Below are 16,503 nucleotides of genomic sequence, written 5' to 3' on the forward strand. Positions count from 1 at the left end.
TCTACGGATTCCGGACGGGTGCGGTCAGGTGGCGGACGGCCCGAACTGGCCCGGGGTGCGACCCTCGCCGGCCGGGCCGCGGTAGGCCTGGGCGAGGTCGAGCCAGCCGTCGGCCTCCTTGCCCTCGGCGGTCAGGGCGAGGTCGTCACGGTGCCGGCGCCGGGTCACCAGGAGGCAGAAGTCGACGGCGGGGCCGCTGACGCGCTGCTCCGCGTCGGCGGGGCCGAACTCCCAGACGGCGCCCGACGGCGCGGTGATCTCGAAGCGGAACTCGCTGTCGGGTGTGGTGAGCCCGCGCGCCTGGTAGCCGAAGTCCCAGGTGCGGACGGCGAATTCGACCAGGTAGCGGAGCCGGTCGGTGTGCTCGCGGGGCACCCCGAGGGCGTCGGCGATGTCCTGGCCGTGGCCGAACAGCTCCATCATGCCGGCGGCGGCCAGCACGGGCGCCGGCAGCGGGCGGACCAGCCACGGCACCAGCTGCCCCGCCGGGACGGCCGCCAGGGCCTGCTCGGCCATCCGCCGCTCGGCGTTCCAGCGCTCCAGCAGGATCTTCGGCGTGCCGGAGGCCAGGTAGGGCTTGAGGGACTGCTGCACCGCACCGTCGAAGTCCTGCCCGACGCCCGCGGCCAGCGCCTTGAACGCCTCGGGGTCGGCCGCGGCGGTGCCCGCCAGCTTGAAGGTGGCCGCGAGGTGGGCGATCTGGTGGGCGACGGTCCAGCCGGGCGCCGGCGTGGGCCGCTCCCAGTCGGCGTCCGCCAGGTTCGCCACCAGGGCTTCGACGGCGTCGCCGTCGGCCTTCAGTGCGGCTGTCACGTCCTGCGAGTCGGCCATGCCTCTTCCTTCCGTCACGGGGGTCCGGTTCCGTCCAGGGGATCCGGATGCCGACGCCTGCTCGACGCGCGGTGCGCGGCGTCGGATCGGGGGCCAGCCCAGTATTGGCCGGGTGCGGATCGGCGGGCTTCTCTGCTCGTGCTGTACGCCCCGCGCACCGCTCGTGCGCCCGGCATCCCGTCATCCCGGTATCTCGGAATCGCGACAGAACGCGGCAGGCCTGCCGGCCGACGGGATCCGTCGGTCGGCAGGCCTGTCGCAGGTCAGTTGACCACAGGACAGTTGACGCTCGGTCAGTCCACCGCCGGTTCCAGGGTGGACAGGGCGAGCCGGTGCCGCCGGCTGATGTACCAGGCGGCCGCGCCGCACAGCAGGGCGAGGGCGGAGACCGCCACCAGGACGGCGGAGGCCGAGGACACCAGGCTCGCCAGCAGCAGCGGGCCCATCAGGCCGCCCAGCCGGTTGAACAGGGAGACCCACCCGGTGGTGCGTCCGCGCCGTTCCGGCTCCGCCAGGTCGGCCGCGATCGGGAGGAAGATCGCCGCCATCGAGTTCACCGAGAACAGCGCGGCCACCAGCGCGCCGGCGGCGATCCAGCCCACCTCGGCCACCGCACCGCTGGCGGTGAGCGCCAGCAGCAGCACGGCGGTGACGGTGGCCAGGCCCGCCGCCATCGAGGTCGGGCCGAAGCGGCGGTAGCCGAGCATCAGCAGCAGGGCGCACGGGATCATCGCGACCGCCGCGACGGTGAGCATCAGGTTCGCGGTGTGCACCGGCACGCCGCCGATCCTGGCCAGGCTCGGCACCCAGGTGGTGAGACCGAAGGTGAGCAGCCCGATCAGGGTGGCGAAGGCGCGTTGCAGACCGCTGGTGAGGGCCCGGGAGGACCTGGGCAGGTGCCGGACGGCCGGTGCGCCCTCGGCCGCCGGGGCGGGGGCGGACGTGCGGTTGGGGACGAAGGGGGTGAGGAGGGCCAGCACGGCGCCGGTGGGGGCGCCGATCAGCCAGAGGATGCGCCAGCCGAACACCGGTTCCAGCCAGAGTGCCGAGCCGGCGGCGACCAGGTAGCCGACCGCGGTGGCGACCACGGAGAGCGCCACCACCACCGATCCGCGGACCTTTCCGCCGACGGTCTCGGTGAGCAGGGTGATCAGCAGCGGGGCGAGACCGCCGACCGCCAGGCCCATCAGGCCGCACATCACCAGGTTGCCCTCGAAGGTGGGCATCGAGCCGCACATGCTGGTGGCGGTGAAGCCGAGGGTGGCGATCAGGTAGGAGCTGCGGCGGCCGATCCGGTCGGTGAGCACGCCGAACAGCAGCGCCCCGGCCGCCGTTCCGGTCAGCCCGCAGACCGCCAGCAGGGAGGCCGTGCGGGGGTCGAGTCCGTACTCGGTGCGCAGGCCCGGTATGACGAAGCCCAGGGTGGAGGTCTTGCTGATGTCGATGGTGAGGGCGGCGGTGCCGATGACGGCGATCAGCAGCCGGCCGCCGCGGCCCGTCCCGGAGTCGGCCGGGACGGCTTTCGGCCGGCCGCGCAGGGCGGCGCCGGCCACCACGAGCAGCAGTCCGCCGAGGGCGGTGAACATCTCCGGCATCTCCGACAGCGCCATGCCGTGCAGCTTCCGGTCGTCGTCGGCCGGCATGTGGGCCATCGGCATCGCCGGATCCATGGCGAAGGAGTGGTAGAAGGCCACCGCGGAGGAGACCAGCACGATCAGGCTGCCGAGGGAGAGCAGCAGTGTGGCGCCGGTGGAGCGGCCGGGGGCAGGGGTGGACAAGAGCGACCTCCGTGGACCGAGGGGGGCGGATCGCGCGACGGGTCGTCAAGATATCGTCTCCGGCCGCTCGTTGACCCTGGAAAGTCGCGCTCGGGTGACTGGAAAGTTATGCCCGGCGTCCGGAGGGCCGCTTCTCGCAGTGTGCGGGGATCGGAGGGTTGTGGAGCGCGAACGTACCTGGCATAACGGCGTTTTGCTTGACTGAGGGAATGAGTCCACGTCACTCGGATCCCCGCGCCCGTCCGGCACTGGTGGACATCGCCGCCCGGCTGCTGGCGGAGGAAGGGCCGCAGGCGCTGTCCGCCCGCCGCATCGCGAGCGAGAGCGGCACCTCCACGATGGCCCTGTACACCCACTTCAACGGAATGCGCGGACTGGTGCGCGCCATGGTCCACGAAGGGTTCACCCGGCTCCAGCACTACTTCACCCTGGTGGAGTTCAGTGACGATCCGGTGAGCGACCTCGCGTTGCTGGGCCGAGCCTACCGGTGCAATGCGCTGGCCAACCCCCACCTGTACGCGGTGATGTTCGGGGGTTCCTCACTGGCCGGATTCTCACTCGGTGAGGAGGACCGGCAATACGGCCGCTACACGCTGGCCGGCGTGTCCGAGTGCGCCGCCCGCTGCATCGAGGCGGGCCGGTTCCGGGCGGCGGACGCCGATCTGGTGGCGCATCAGATGTGGTCGGCGGTGCACGGCCTGGTGGTGCTGGAGCTCGGCGGCTACCTGACCGAGCCCTGGGACGCCGACCGCCTGCTGGAGGCGCAGCTGGTGGGGCTGATGGTCGCCGTCGGCGACACCCGGCAGGCCGCCGTCGCCTCGGTGGCTGCCTCGGCGGGGCGGCTGTGGGAGGTGGACCCCGCGGCGGCCGGAACGGACTGAGGGCCGACCGCCCCCCGGCGCGGCCACCCCACCGGCCCGCCCGCTCCACCGCTTCCCCATCCGCATCGTCCACGCACCCCCCGCCGGCGCATCTCTCCAATTGCTGGAGTATTTCAAACACATACCGGCCAGTATTCGATGCTTCGGCTTTGCCAAATGGAAGCACGGGGAAGCCGTTGAACTTGTCATGTCCTCCTGCTACGGTCATCAGTCGTTATCGGATCGACACACTGTGTCACCGCCGCTTAACGGAAGGGAGATGAGGAAACCTCGCGCGCTCCGGTAGCCAAGGGCGACCCACCCCTTCGGCCGCGTTCCAGGACGCAATACCGGGGCGGAGTTTCCGTCGTCCACCGGTACTGCGAGAATCTGGAGCAGCCTTGAAGCCAGCAATAGAAGAGGCCGTGGCCCGAGCCATCGAGGTCATGCACGAGAACATCGGCGAATTGCTGACCATAGATGACATGGCCCAGGCCGCCATCTACAGCAAATTCCATTTCTCTCGGGAATTCCAGCGGGTGACCGGCGTCTCACCGAGACGTTTCCTGTCCGCCATTCGCATCGACGCCGCCAAACGCCTGCTCATCGAAACGGACCTCACCGTCACCGAGATCAGCCACCGGGTCGGCTACAACAGCGTCGGCACCTTCAGTTCGCGGTTCGCCAGCAGCGTCGGCACCTCGCCCACGATGTTCCGCCAGTTACGCGGCTTCACCACCAGGATCGAACTCGACAACCGGCGCTGGAGCCGGCCGACGGATCTCGCCACCGTCCGCGGCGAGATCCGGGCCTCCGTCGCCGAGGAACTCGGCCGGGTCTTCGTCGGGCTCTTCCGCACCCGCATCCCGGAGGGCCGGCCGGCCGCCTGCACCGTCCTCCCCCGCCCCGGCGCCTTCCACCTCGAACACGTACCGGCCGGGACCTGGTACCTCCTCGCGCACTCCGTCCCCGCCTCCTTCGACGAGGTCCTCACCGGCGAGGTCTCCGTCGGATCCGTCGGCCCCATCGAGATCAGGCCGAACGTACCGCTGGACCCGCTCGAACTGCGCCTGCGCCCGGTGCACGTCCTCGACCCGCCGGTCCTGCTCGCGCTGCTGGACGTCCGGGCGGCGGCCCTCTCCGGGAACACCAAGCTCCCCAAGGCCGGCTGAGTAGGCGTCGGACTCGGCCTCAGGTGCCGGCCCCGGACCCGACGAGGGGGCGGCGGCCGGCTCCTGCCGACCGCCGCCCCCTGGGCCTGTCCTCGAACTCGCTTCCGACGCCGGGGTGCTCAGGCCCGCCGTCTCACCGCGATGGCCGCCGCACCCAGCAGACAGGCCACGGCGGCGGTGACGTAGGCGAGGTGGTACCCGGCGAGCTGGTCCGAGCTGGTCGCCGCGACCAGGACCATCACCGCCACACCCGCACTGGCGCCGATCTGCTGCGTCACCACGTTCAACGCACCCGCGACGCCCTGCTGTTGCTCCGGGACGCCGGACAGGCCCGCGGAGGTCATCGAGGGGAAGTTCAGCCCCTGGCCGACGCCGCTGACCACCAGGCCGGGCAGCACGTGCAGCACGTAGTCGCCGTCCTGCGGGGTGCCCAGCCACAGCCCGGTGCCCACCCCGATCAGGACGAGGCCGACGGCCATCAGCGTGCGCGGGGAGTACCTGGCCAGCAGTCGGCCGGTGGCGAAGTTGGCGGTGAGGAACACGGCCAGGGACATCGGCACCAGCGCCACGCCGGACTCGAAGGGCGAGTAGTGCAGCATCCCCTGGAGGTACAGCGGGGCGAAGAACAGCATCCCGACCGAGCCCATGTACTGGAGGAACGCCGCCAGGCTCGCCTCCCGCACCGCGGTGATCCGGAAGAGGCCGAGCGGCAGCAGCGGGTCGGCGGTGCGGTGCTCGCGCACGACGAACAGCACCAGGGAGAGCACCGCGGCGCCGAGGACGACCCACGCCGACGCACCGCTGCCGCTGACGCCGACGATGAGCAGGGTGAGGCCGAGGGTGCCGGTGATCGCGCCGGGCAGGTCGAGCCGGCCGCGGTGCCCGGTGCCGTCGGGCAGTCCGATGCGCGTCGCGCCCAGCACGCCGAGGCCGAGCAGCACCGAGAACCACAGCACCGAGCGCCAGCCGAAGAACTCGGTCAGCACGCCGCCCAGCAGCACCCCGCCGCTGAAGCTCGCGGCGCCGACGGCCGCGTACACGCCGAAGGCCCGGTTGCGGGCCGGACCGGCCGGGAACGTGTCGGTGAGCAGCGCCAGCGCGGCCGGTCCGGACAGCGCGGCGCCGATGCCCTGGACGGCGCGCGCGCCCAGCAGGGTCACGGTGTTCGGGGCCACCGCCCCGACCAGCGCGGACACGGTGAACAGGGCGACACCGACCTCGAACACCCGCCGCCGTCCGAGCACGTCGGCCAGTCTGCCGCCGACCAGCAGGAAGCCGGCGAAGGTGACCGCGTAGGCGGTCATCACCCACTGGAGCGTGGTCTCGTCCAGGTGGAAGCGCTCTCCGACGGACGGCAGGGCGGCGTTGAGCACGCCGAGGCCGCTCACGTCCAGTGCGAGCGCTCCGGCCAGCACGCCGAGGGCCAGTCCCGGCCGGCGGACCGACCCGGCCGCGGTGCCGGTGGAATCAGTGGAGTCAGTGGTATCCGTGGTGTCGGTCATGCGGGCCTGCCGTCGAGGTCGCGGCCGACGGGTGCCCGACCGAGGTGGTCGTCACGTCCGGGTAAGGAGCTGTTGGCATCGGCTGACGCCGCATCGAATTTGTCAACTGCCATGCGCACAGCTTGCATTGGTCGATCGTCCGCTGTCCACTCCGCGCCGGGGCGCCCGGACGGCACCGGGCGGTACCGTACGAGGAGATCGAATCGGACACTTTGTCGATCAAATCTCGCCACTGCCGCAACCGGACCGCAAAGTGCGCAATCCTGGAGTCGACGCCCCCTCCGCGCTCGACGGCGGACGAAAAGGCCGGTGCCGCGGAATCCTGGCAGCGGAATGCGCGACAGACCCATCGGCAAGGCCGCACGCGTCGGTGAGAACTCCACAGTGAGCCGCTGAATCGCGATCGCTCGAGTCACCTCGAAGCCCCCCCGCCCTCGAAGCCCCGTCCTCGGCGTGCGCGCCGCCGAGTCGCGTGGTCAGCGCCTCGAACCCTCCCTTCCCGTCACGAGAGGAGCCACGTTGCCCGAGCACACGCCCAGTCATGTCATGTACAGGTCTAGTCCATCTCTTCGTGGCCGAATCGACCTGACGTCGACACATTGACCGTCCCCCCCTTGCGAACGATCGGTCGTGAAGCTCCACCCGTCCATTCCATCCGCCCTGTCGAGGGAGTCGCCATGCCCCAGGAGCGCGCAGCGCGAGACATATCAGCCGTCACGGATTTCCTGCTATCACGTTTTGCCGAGCTGTTGGACATCTCCGCGAACTCCGTGGACCGGTGGGCGCCGATGCACCGGTACGGGTTGGACTCGTTGAGGTCGGTGAACCTCGCGGCCGCGCTGTCCGAGTTCCTCGGCTGGCAGGTCCCGGCGACCTGGATGTGGCAGTACCCGACCGTCGACGCGCTGGCCCGCGCCCTCGTCGACGGTCCGCGGGCCGCGGAGCCCGCCCCGAGCACCGAGCGCCGCAAGCCCTCGCACGAGCCCGTCGCGATCGTGGGCATCGGCTGCCGCTTCCCCGGCGGGCCCGACCCGTCCGCGTTCTGGCGGCTGCTGGTCGAGGGCGGCGACGCCGTCGGACCGGTGCCGGCCGCCCGCCGCGAACTGCTGAACGACCGGGTCCGCTGGGGCGGGTTCATCGACGGCATCGACCGGTTCGACCCGCTGTTCTTCGGCATCTCGCCCCGCGAGGCCGTCCAGATGGACCCCCAGCAGCGGCTGATCCTGGAGCTGTCCTGGGAGGCCCTGGAGGACGCGGGCATCGCACCGCACAGCCTCGTCGGCAGCGACACCGGCGTGTTCATGGCCTCCTGCTGGGGCGACTACGCCGCCCTGGCCCACTACCGCGGCCCCGACAGCCAGATCACCCCGCACACCGCGACCGGCATGCACGACGGCATCATCGCCAACCGCGTCTCCTACGTCCTCGGCCTCCAGGGCCCCAGCATGGCCATCGACTCCGCCTGCGCCGGATCGCTCATCTCGGTGCACACGGGCTGCCAGTCGATCTGGCTCGGCGAGAGCGACCTCGTCCTGGCCGGTGGCGTGAACCTGAGCTTCGTCTCCGACTACTACACCGCCATGGACGCCATGGGCGCGCTCGCCCCGGACGGCCGCTGCAAGTCCTTCGACGCCCGTGCCAACGGCTACGTCCGCGGCGAGGGCGCCGGCGTCGTCGTGCTCGCCCCGCTGAGCGTGGCGCTGGAGCGCGACCTGCCGGTGTACTGCCTGATCAAGGGCAGCTCCTCCAACAACGACGGCCTGAGCAACGGCATGACGGCGCCGAACCCCCAGGCGCAGGAGAAGATGCTCCGCACCGCGTACCAGCGGGCCGGCATCGCCCCGCACCTCGTGGACTACATCGAGTGCCACGGCTCCGCCACGCCACTCGGCGACCCGATCGAGGCCAACGCCATCGGCGCGGTGCTGGGCGCCGGCCGCACCGAGCCGCTGCGGCTGGGCTCCGTGAAGTCCAACGTCGGCCACCTGGAGGCGGCCGCCGGCATCGTCGGCCTGGTCAAGCTCGCGATGTCGATGCGCAACGGCGTGCTGCCGCCGAGCCTCCACTACAGCGCGCCGAACCCGCAGATCATGTTCGAGGAGTACAACCTCACCGTCCAGGACCGGCTGGCGCCGTGGCCGCGGCGGTCCGACGCCCGCCGCGGCGGCGTCAGCTCCTTCGGGTTCGGCGGCTCGATCTGCCACGTCGCCGTCGAGGAACTGCCGCGCCCCGAGGCCTCGCTCCTGCTGCTGGCCGCGGACTCCCGCGAGGCGTTGGCCGAGCGGGCCCGGGCGCTGCGCGACGGCACCGACCTGCGCGCGCTCTGCCGCCGGACGCCCGGCGACGGCCCGTTCCGGCTCGCGGCCACCGCCCGCGACATGGCCGAACTCCGGAGCAACCTCGACGCCTTCGACAACGGCGCGAAGGCCCCCGGACTGAGCGTCGGGGAGCCCGCCGGGCGCAGGCCGCGGGTGGCCTTCCTGTTCTCCGGCAACGGGTCGCAGTGGGTCGGCATGGGCCGCCAACTGCTGGCCGGCCAGCCGGTGTTCCGCCGGTCCATGATGAGGTCCGACAAGCGGATGCGGGAGCTGCTGGGCTTCTCGCTCGTCGAGCAGCTGCTGGCCGCCGACGGCCGACTGGACGACATGGACGTCTTCCAGCCGCTGCTGTTCTCCCTCCAGGTCGCACTGGCCGAGACCTGGCGCTCGCTGGGCGTGGAACCGGACGTCGTGGTGGGCCAGAGCGTCGGCGAGTTCGCCGCCTCCCACGTCGCCGGCGCACTCGACTTCGACGACGCCTCCCTCCTGGCCGCCCACCACGGCCGGCTCCTCCAGCAGCTGGCCGTGGGCCGCGGCGAGGGCATCGTGGTGATGACCCCCGCGGACGAGGTCCGGCCGCACCTGACCGGCGGGCTCACCCTCTCCGGCCACAACGGCCTGAACTCCACGCTCGTCACCGGCACTCCGCAGGAGATCGACGACCTCGTCCGGCGGCTGACCGACGCGGGCGTCACCAACCACCGGGTACGGATGGGCCACGCCCCGCACTCGCCGCTGGTCGACCACGTCCTCGCCCCGCTGAAAGTCGAGCTGGCGGGCATCCGGCCCCGGACCGCCCGCATCCCGATGGTCTCGACCGTCACCGGCGAGGCCGTCGACGGCGCGGAGCTCGGGCCGGACTACTGGGCGGACAACCTGCGCCGGGAGATCCGGGTGGTCGACGCCCTCACCAAGCTGCGCGACCACGACGTCGACGCGGTGGTCGAGCTCAGCCCGCACCCCCTGCTGCTCAAGTCGGTGTCGGAGATCCTGCCGTCGGCCACCACCCTGCCCTCGCTCCGGCGCGGCGCCGACGAGGCCGCGACCCTGCTCGGCTCGCTCGGCGCCCTGTACGCCGCCGGACTCCCCGTCACGGCCCACCCGTTCCTGGCCGGCGACCGGGGCCGGCACGTCGCGCCGAGCCCGGGCGACGCCCCGGCCGACGAACGGCCGCACCTGGTGACCGTCACCGCCCGCACCGCGGGCGCGCTGGCCGACACCTGCCGCGAACTGTCCAACCACGTGGAACGCGACCCGGCCCTGCGGGTCTCCGACCTCGCCTACACCCTCGCCGCCCGGCGCACCCACCACAGCCACCGGATCGCGCTGTTCGCCCGCAACCGGCAGGACGTCCTGGACGGGCTCGCCCGGGTCGCCGCCGGTCAGCCGCACCCCGACGTCGTCACGGGCACGGTCTCCGGCAACGCCGACCGGCGGGTGGCGCTGGTGTTCTCCGGCGGCGGCACCCAGTGGGTCGGCATGGGCCGCGAACTGCTGCGCTCGCACGCCGGGTTCCGGACCTGGATGAACGCCTGCGACGCCGCCGTGCGCGCGGCCGGCGGCTGCTCGGTGCTCGACCACCTCGCCGCCCCGGCCGAGGAGGCCAGGTACGAGGAGATGGACTTCCAGCAGCCCGTGCTGTTCGCCCTCCAGGTCTCGCTGGCGAAGGTCTGGCTGGACCTCGGCATCGAGCCGGCCGCCGTCGTCGGGCACAGCCTGGGCGAGGTCGCGGCCGCCTGCGTGGCCGGCGCGCTGTCGCTGGAGGACGCCGCCCGCGTCGTGGTCGCCCGTTCGCACCTGCTGGAGCGCAAGGCCGCCGAGGGCGCCATGATCTCGGTCGACCTGCCGGAGGCGGAGCTGCTGCCGCGGCTCGCCCCGTACGCCGAGGACGCCGCCGTCGCCGTGGTCAACAGCCCCACCAGCGCGGCGGTCTCCGGCTCCCCCGAGGCCGTCGACGCGCTGGAGGCGGACCTCCGGCGGGACGGGATCTCGGTACGGCGGATCCGGGTCGAGCGGCCGGTGCACAGCCCCGGCATGGACCCGCTGCTCCAGCCGCTGCGCGAGGGCATCGACGGCATCACCCCGCTGACGCCCGGCATCCCCTTCCACTCCACGGCGCTGGCCGACACGGTGGACCCGGTCGCCGACGTCGACTACTGGGTGCACAACCTGCGCAACCAGGTCCGGTTCGCCGAGACCATCGGCGCGCTGGTCGACCGGGGCGTCTCCACCTTCGTCGAGATCGGCCCGCACGAGACGCTGCGCGGCGCGGTCGAGGAGATCGGGTTGTCCCGCGGCGTCCAGGTGCACGCGGTCAACTCCCTGCGGCGCGAGGAGAGCGACGTCCGCTGCCTGCTGGGCGCCGCCGCCTCGCTGTACGTCCGGGGCGTGCCGCTGACCTTCGACTCCCTCTTCGACGACGACGTCGAGCTCGTGGAGACCCCGCTGGTCCAGTGGCAGAAGGAGCGCTACTGGATCGACACCGAGCCCCGCCGCGAGCCCGCCCCGGCCCCGGCCGCCGACACCGTGGCGGTGGCCGCCCCGGCGGCCACGGCGGTCGAGGCGCGGCCCGCCGCCCCGCAGGCGGCGGCGGAGCGGCCGGTCGCGGAGGTCGTCCTCGCCGAACTCGCCGACGCGCTGGGCGTGCCGGTGGGCCGGTTCGACGCGAACGCCGGTCTGCGCGACTTCGGCCTCGACTCCATGCTGGCGATCCGCCTCGTCAACAAGATGCAGGCGCTGCTCGGGCACCGGGTCTCGCCGGTGGTCTTCCTGGACGGGCGCTCCATCGCCGAGGTCGTCGACCACTTCGTCGAGATCACCGGCGGCCCGGCCGCGCCGGCGCCCGCCTCGCCCCCGGCCGCCCCGGCTCCGGCTCCGGCCCCGGCTCCCGTGGCCGAACCGGAGCCCTCCTTCCTGGCGGACCTGTCCGAGCTGGACGCCGAGGAGCTGGTGGAGGAGCTCGACGCACGCGGGCTGCTGGAGGCCACCGACGCACCGGCGCTGGAGCAGCTGCGCGCCGAAGGCCTCGGCCTCCAGGTGGCGCCCGCCTCGCACGGCCAGGCCTCGCTCTGGTTCATGCAGATGGTCGCGCCGGACGCCGTCCCCTACAACTTCATGGTGACCGCCCGGATCCGGGCCGAGGTCGACGAGGAGGCCCTGGAGCGCGCCGTCCGGGCCGTGCTGGACCGCCACCCCGCGCTGCGCACCGTCTTCGTGGAGGCGGGCGGAAACCCCTACCAGGTCATCCTGGACGAGCCGGTGTACGAGTTCCTGGTGGTGGACACCTCCGACCTGGACGACGAACAGGCCCGCGAGGAACTGGCCCAGTACGGGCACGAGCCGCTCGACATGGACAACGGGCCGCTGGTGCGGATCGTCCTGATGCGGCGCGGGCCGGCCGACCACTACCTGATGGTGCTCGTCCACCACATCGCCTCGGACGCGGCGTCGGCCGACGTCATGATCCGCGAGCTCCAGGAGTACTACGAGGGCGCCGACCCCGCCGCGAGCGCGCCGGTCGCCCCGTACACCGAGTTCGTCGAGTGGGAGCGGCAGTGGCTGGCCGGGCCGGCCGCCGAGGCGGCGCTGGACTGGTGGTCGCGGAAGCTGGCCGACCCGCCCGCCCACCTCGACCTCTCCAGCAAGGAGCGGCCGCCGGGCGTCACCTACGAGGGCCGCGACATCGCGTTCCGCTGGAGCGCCGAGGAGACCCGCCTGCTGCGGGAGTTCGCGGTGCGCGAGGGCGTGTCGATCAGCACCGTCGTGCTGGCCGGGTTCTTCGCCACCCTCAACCGCGCCGCCGGGACCGAGGACGCGGTGCTGGCCACCGCCATCGCCCAACGGGCCGAGCCCGGCTGGGAGTCCGCCATCGGCTACTACCTCAACACCGTGCTGGTGCGGGCGAACCCGGCCGCCGACCGCAGCTTCCGCGAGCTGCTGCGCGAGGTCCACGCCTTCTCGCTCGGCCTGCTGGAACACATGAACTACCCCCTCGACCTGCTGGCCTCCCAGCTGAAGCCGCCGCGCGCCGAGGGCCGCTCCCCCTGGTTCGACGTGGTGGTGAACTGGCTGTCCTCGGACGCCTTCCCCCGCTCCGTGAAGCTCTTCCACGGCGTCGGCGAGACGCTCACCCCGGACGGCGCGCTGCCGCTCGAACCGCTCCAGGTGCGCAGGCACCTCGCCAAGTTCGACCTCGAGATCTCGATGGCCGACATCGACGGCAGGGTGGCCGGCCACGTCCAGTTCAAACCGAGCTACCTGGAAAGGCAGACCGTGACGGCACTACTCGCGCTGTACCGCACCGTGCTCTTCGACTCGATCGCCCGACCCGACCAGGCCCTCGGCGACCTCGCGTCGACCGGCCTCCCCGAGGAGACCCACCAGTGAGCGACACCCTGCACTCCGAGTTCGTCGCCCAGGCGGTCAAGAACCCCGACGCGACCGCGGTCTACTCCGACGCGGGCGTCCTGACCTACGGCGAACTGAACGAGCGGTCCCGGGTACTGGCCGAGCGGCTGGTCGCCGACGGCGCGGGCCCCGGCGTCCCGGTCGGGATCTGCGTCGAACGCACCCCCGACCTGCTCGTGGCGGTCCTGGCCGCGCTGCGCGCCGGATCCTGCTACCTCCCGCTGGACCCGAACTACCCCGCCGACCGGCTGACCCTCATGGTCCAGGACAGCGGCACCCGGCTGCTGCTCACCACGCCCGCGTCCCGGGCGAGTTGCCCGCCCGGGCCGACGGTGGTCGTGCTCGGGGACACCGTGACGACCGAGCCCGGCGCCAAGCCCGTGGCGGTCGTGCCCGAGGACACCGCGTACGTCATCTACACCTCGGGCTCCACCGGCCGGCCCAAGGGCGTGGCCGTCCGGCACGCCGGCGCGGTGGCGATGCTCGCCGAGATGGACCGGGTCCTGGAGGGCTGTGACCTGAGCGGCGTCTCGGCGGCGAGCTCGGTCTGCTTCGACATGTCCGTGATGGAGGTCTTCAACGCGCTGTGCCGCGGCGGCGCCGTGGTGCTCGTCGAGAGCGCCGTGCACCTGCCGGAGAGCCGGTACGTGGACCGGATCACCCACCTGACCGTCGTCCCGTCCGTGATGAACGGCCTGCTCGACGCCGGCGCCCTGCCCCCGAACGTGCGCTCGGTGGTGTTCGGCGGCGAGGCCCTGCGCCGCAAGCTGGTGGACCGGACCTACCGGGAGACCGGCGCCACCCGGGTGTTCAACGCCTACGGCCCCACCGAGGGGACGGTCTTCTGCTCGTTCGGGCTGGTGCCCGAGGAGGGGACCGACGAGCCGACCATCGGCCCGCCGACCACCAGCGACCTGGTTTACGTGCTCGACGACAACCTCCAGCCGCTGCCGGCCGGCGAGTCCGGCGAGCTCTACCTCGGCGGCGTCGGCCTCGCGCACGGCTACGTCAACCGGCCGCGCACCACCGCCGAGCGGTTCGTACCGGACCCGTTCCGCAGCGGCGAGCGGATGTACCGCACCGGGGACGTCGTCGCGTTCACCGAGGACGGCGAACTCCGGTTCCTCGGCCGCTCCGACCACCAGGTCAAGCTGCGCGGCTACCGGATCGAGCTGGAGGAGGTCGAGGCCCGGCTGACCGCCTGCCCCGAGGTCCGGGAGGCGGCCGCCGTCGTCCGGGGCAACCGGCTGATCGGCTACGTCGTGCCCACGGGCGACGGCGCGCCGCAGGACGGCCCCAGGGTGGACGCCGCGCTCCAGAGCGCCGTCACCGGCCGGCTCGCCGTCGAACTGCCCGACTACATGGTGCCCGCGACGCTGGTGTCCCTGCCCGCGCTCCCGCTGGGCCCGGGCGGGAAGCTCGACCGCGCCGCGCTGCCCGAGCCGCCGGCCGCCGGCACCGACCGGCCGCTGACCGCCGCCGCCACCCCGACCGAGGTGGCGCTGTCGGAGATCTGGGGCCAGCTGCTCGACCTCGAACCGTCGAGCATCGACGTGCAGTCCGCCTTCTACGACCTCGGCGGCGACTCGCTGCTGCTGGTCCGCCTCGCCCGGCTGATGACCCGGCGCTTCGACCGGCGCGTCCGGGTGCCCGACCTCTTCAGCTTCCGCGACATCGCCTCGCTCGCCCGCTGGCTCGACGAGGAGATCGGCGCCACCCCCGAGGTGGTCCAGTCGGCCCGCGAGCGGGCCGGCGCCCGCCGGGCCGCGCTGCGCGGCCGCGGCGGCGCCACCCGCCGCTGAGCCCCGTCACCCCCACCCGAACCGAAGCAACCGGAGCAGGAGCCTTCCCATGACCGACAGCCCCGAGCAGGAGTACGACCCGGGTGACGTGGCCGTCATCGGCATGTCCCTGCGGGCACCAGGAGCCCGTACCAAGGAACAGTTCTGGGACGTCCTCGTCAACGGCCGGGAGACCGTCTCCTTCCTGGCGAAGGACGACATCCACGTCGACGAGACCCTGATCCACAGCCCGTTCTACGTACGGGCCTGCGGCGTCCTCGACACGTACGACAAGTTCGACCCGTCGGTGTTCGGGATCAGCGACCGGATGGCGGCCGCGATGACCCCGGAGAACCGGCTGTACCTGGAGAGCGCCTGGGAGTCGCTGGAGGACGGCGGCTACGACCCGGACCGGCTCAAGGCCGAGATCGGCATGTACGGCGCCAACAACCCGCAGACCGCCGCGCTCTACAGCTCCCCGCCGGACCGCGTCTCCGTCGGCCCCGAGGCGATCGAGGCCAGCCTGGCGTGGTCGCCGGACACCATGACCTCCAACGCGCTGTACTACATGGGGCTCACCGGCGAGGCCGTCACCGTCGCCGCCGTCTGCGCGGGCTTCCACTACGCGGTGCACCTGGCCTGCCAGTCGCTGCTGCTCGGCCAGAGCGACATGGCGATCGCCGGCGGCTCGATGGTCCGCCTGCCGCACCCCCGCGGCCACCTGTGGGAGGAGAACCGCATCCTGTCGAAGGACGGCCACTGCCGCCCCTTCGACGCCAACGGCACCGGCACCGCGCTGTCCAGCGGTGTCGTCACCGTGCTGCTGAAGCCGCTGGGCCGGGCCGTCGCCGACCGCGACCACGTCTACGCGGTGGTCCGGGGCTCGGCCGTCAACAACAACGGCGTCAGCGCCATGGCGTACGGCCTGGCCCAGCCCGAGCGGCTGAGCGCCTGCATCGCCGCCGCCATGGAGGTCGGCGGCGTCACCCCGGACACGGTGTCCATGTACGAGGCCAACGGGCTCGGCCTGCCGATGACCGACGAGCTCGAAGTGCACGCCGCGACCATGGCGTTCGGCAAGCAGACCGCGACCACCTCGATCGGCGGGGTCAAGGGCAACGTGGGCCACGGCGGCGTGGTCTCCGGCGGCTTCGGCGCGATCAAGGCCGCGCTGGCGCTCTACCACAAGACCCTCCCGGCGACGATCAACCTGACCGAGGTCAACCAGGACCTCGACTTCCCCAGCACCCCGTTCGTGCCGCAGATCGAGGGCGCGGCCTGGGAGCCGGAGGCCGGCATCCGCCGCGCCGGCATCACCTCGATCGGCGGCGGCGGCTACAACGCCCACCTGCTGCTGGAGGAGGCGCCGGCGCCCGCCGAGCGCGCCCCCGAGGACACCGGCCGGCCGCGGCTGGCCACCCTGTCCGCGATGGACGACGAGGCGCTGGCCCGTCAGCGCACCCGGCTCAGGGAGTGGCTGGAGGCCGACCCCGGCCTGCGCCTGGACGACGTCTGCTTCACCCTGAACCTCGGCCGCAAGGTGATGGGCCGCCGGTGGGCGGCCGTGGTCCGCAGCCGCGAGGAGCTGGTCGCGGCGCTGTCCGACGACGCCCGCGGCCCCGTCACGTCGACCGCCGCCGCCCCGCGGACGGACCCCGGCGCCTTCGAGCGCAACGACGCCGGGATCGTCCCGTCCGGCCAGGACGCACCCGCACTGGCCGACCTGGCCGCCGCCTGGGTGACCGGCCAGCAGGTGGACTTCGACGCCCTGCACCGGGACGGGTCGGGCCGGCGCGTGCCACTGCCCACCTACCCCTTCCAGCCCCGCCGTTTCTGGCGTACGGACTGGTGAGC

The 16,503-nt window shown here is 72.7% G+C and carries 8 protein-coding genes; 5 read left to right on the forward strand and 3 right to left on the reverse strand.

What is annotated here, in order from left to right:
- Nucleotides 1-24 precede the first annotated feature (24 nt).
- Both ACZ7RU_RS13535 and ACZ7RU_RS13540 read right to left on the reverse strand, forming a co-directional pair.
- Nucleotides 25-831, reverse strand: a complete 807-nt coding sequence (locus ACZ7RU_RS13535; RefSeq protein ID WP_470341071.1) for a TIGR03084 family metal-binding protein — start codon at nucleotides 829-831, stop codon at nucleotides 25-27.
- A gap of 293 nt (nucleotides 832-1,124) precedes the next feature.
- Nucleotides 1,125-2,609, reverse strand: a complete 1,485-nt coding sequence (locus ACZ7RU_RS13540) for an MFS transporter (protein WP_470341072.1) — start codon at nucleotides 2,607-2,609, stop codon at nucleotides 1,125-1,127.
- A gap of 209 nt (nucleotides 2,610-2,818) precedes the next feature.
- Here ACZ7RU_RS13540 and ACZ7RU_RS13545 point away from each other — a divergent pair, with 209 nt between their 5' ends.
- On the forward strand, nucleotides 2,819-3,490 hold the full coding sequence (locus ACZ7RU_RS13545; RefSeq protein ID WP_470341073.1) for a TetR/AcrR family transcriptional regulator: 672 nt from the start codon (nucleotides 2,819-2,821) through the stop codon (nucleotides 3,488-3,490).
- A 425-nt stretch (nucleotides 3,491-3,915) separates the two neighbouring features.
- Nucleotides 3,916-4,641, forward strand: a complete 726-nt coding sequence (locus tag ACZ7RU_RS13550; protein ID WP_470341238.1) for a helix-turn-helix domain-containing protein — start codon at nucleotides 3,916-3,918, stop codon at nucleotides 4,639-4,641.
- A 119-nt stretch (nucleotides 4,642-4,760) separates the two neighbouring features.
- On the opposite strand, the gene ACZ7RU_RS13555 is transcribed toward ACZ7RU_RS13550, so the two are convergent.
- Nucleotides 4,761-6,143 carry an MFS transporter gene (locus ACZ7RU_RS13555; protein WP_470341074.1) on the reverse strand — a complete coding sequence of 461 codons (1,383 nt, stop codon included), beginning with the start codon at nucleotides 6,141-6,143 and terminating at the stop codon, nucleotides 4,761-4,763.
- 677 nt (nucleotides 6,144-6,820) lie between these two features.
- On the opposite strand from ACZ7RU_RS13555, the gene ACZ7RU_RS13560 reads away from it, so the two are divergent.
- Genes ACZ7RU_RS13560 through ACZ7RU_RS13570 form a run of 3 tightly spaced genes read left to right on the forward strand, consistent with a single transcriptional unit; the run spans nucleotide 6,821 to nucleotide 16,501 of the window.
- Nucleotides 6,821-12,847 (forward strand): acyltransferase domain-containing protein, encoded by a 6,027-nt coding sequence (locus ACZ7RU_RS13560; RefSeq protein WP_470341075.1) that lies wholly within the window; start codon nucleotides 6,821-6,823, stop codon nucleotides 12,845-12,847.
- Nucleotides 12,844-14,670 carry a non-ribosomal peptide synthetase gene (locus ACZ7RU_RS13565; RefSeq protein WP_470341076.1) on the forward strand — a complete coding sequence of 609 codons (1,827 nt, stop codon included), beginning with the start codon at nucleotides 12,844-12,846 and terminating at the stop codon, nucleotides 14,668-14,670. Before ACZ7RU_RS13560 ends, ACZ7RU_RS13565 begins: the two co-directional genes overlap by 4 nt.
- A 49-nt stretch (nucleotides 14,671-14,719) precedes the next feature.
- Complete coding sequence (locus tag ACZ7RU_RS13570; RefSeq protein ID WP_470341077.1) at nucleotides 14,720-16,501, forward strand: beta-ketoacyl synthase N-terminal-like domain-containing protein; 1,782 nt, start codon at nucleotides 14,720-14,722, stop codon at nucleotides 16,499-16,501.
- The last annotated feature ends 2 nt before the right edge of the window (nucleotides 16,502-16,503 follow it).

Source organism: Kitasatospora sp. NPDC114501, assembly GCF_055633695.1.

What these genes read in the sequence shown, in the direction of transcription:
- ACZ7RU_RS13545 (WP_470341073.1), top strand. Translation starts at nt 2,819, where the DNA reads ATGAGTCCACGTCACTCGGATCCCCGCGCCCGTCCGGCACTGGTGGAC.
- ACZ7RU_RS13555 (WP_470341074.1), bottom strand. Translation starts at nt 6,143, where the DNA reads ATGACCGACACCACGGATACCACTGACTCCACTGATTCCACCGGCACC.
- ACZ7RU_RS13570 (WP_470341077.1), top strand. Translation starts at nt 14,720, where the DNA reads ATGACCGACAGCCCCGAGCAGGAGTACGACCCGGGTGACGTGGCCGTC.
- ACZ7RU_RS13560 (WP_470341075.1), top strand. Translation starts at nt 6,821, where the DNA reads ATGCCCCAGGAGCGCGCAGCGCGAGACATATCAGCCGTCACGGATTTC.
- ACZ7RU_RS13550 (WP_470341238.1), top strand. Translation starts at nt 3,916, where the DNA reads ATGCACGAGAACATCGGCGAATTGCTGACCATAGATGACATGGCCCAG.
- ACZ7RU_RS13535 (WP_470341071.1), bottom strand. Translation starts at nt 831, where the DNA reads ATGGCCGACTCGCAGGACGTGACAGCCGCACTGAAGGCCGACGGCGAC.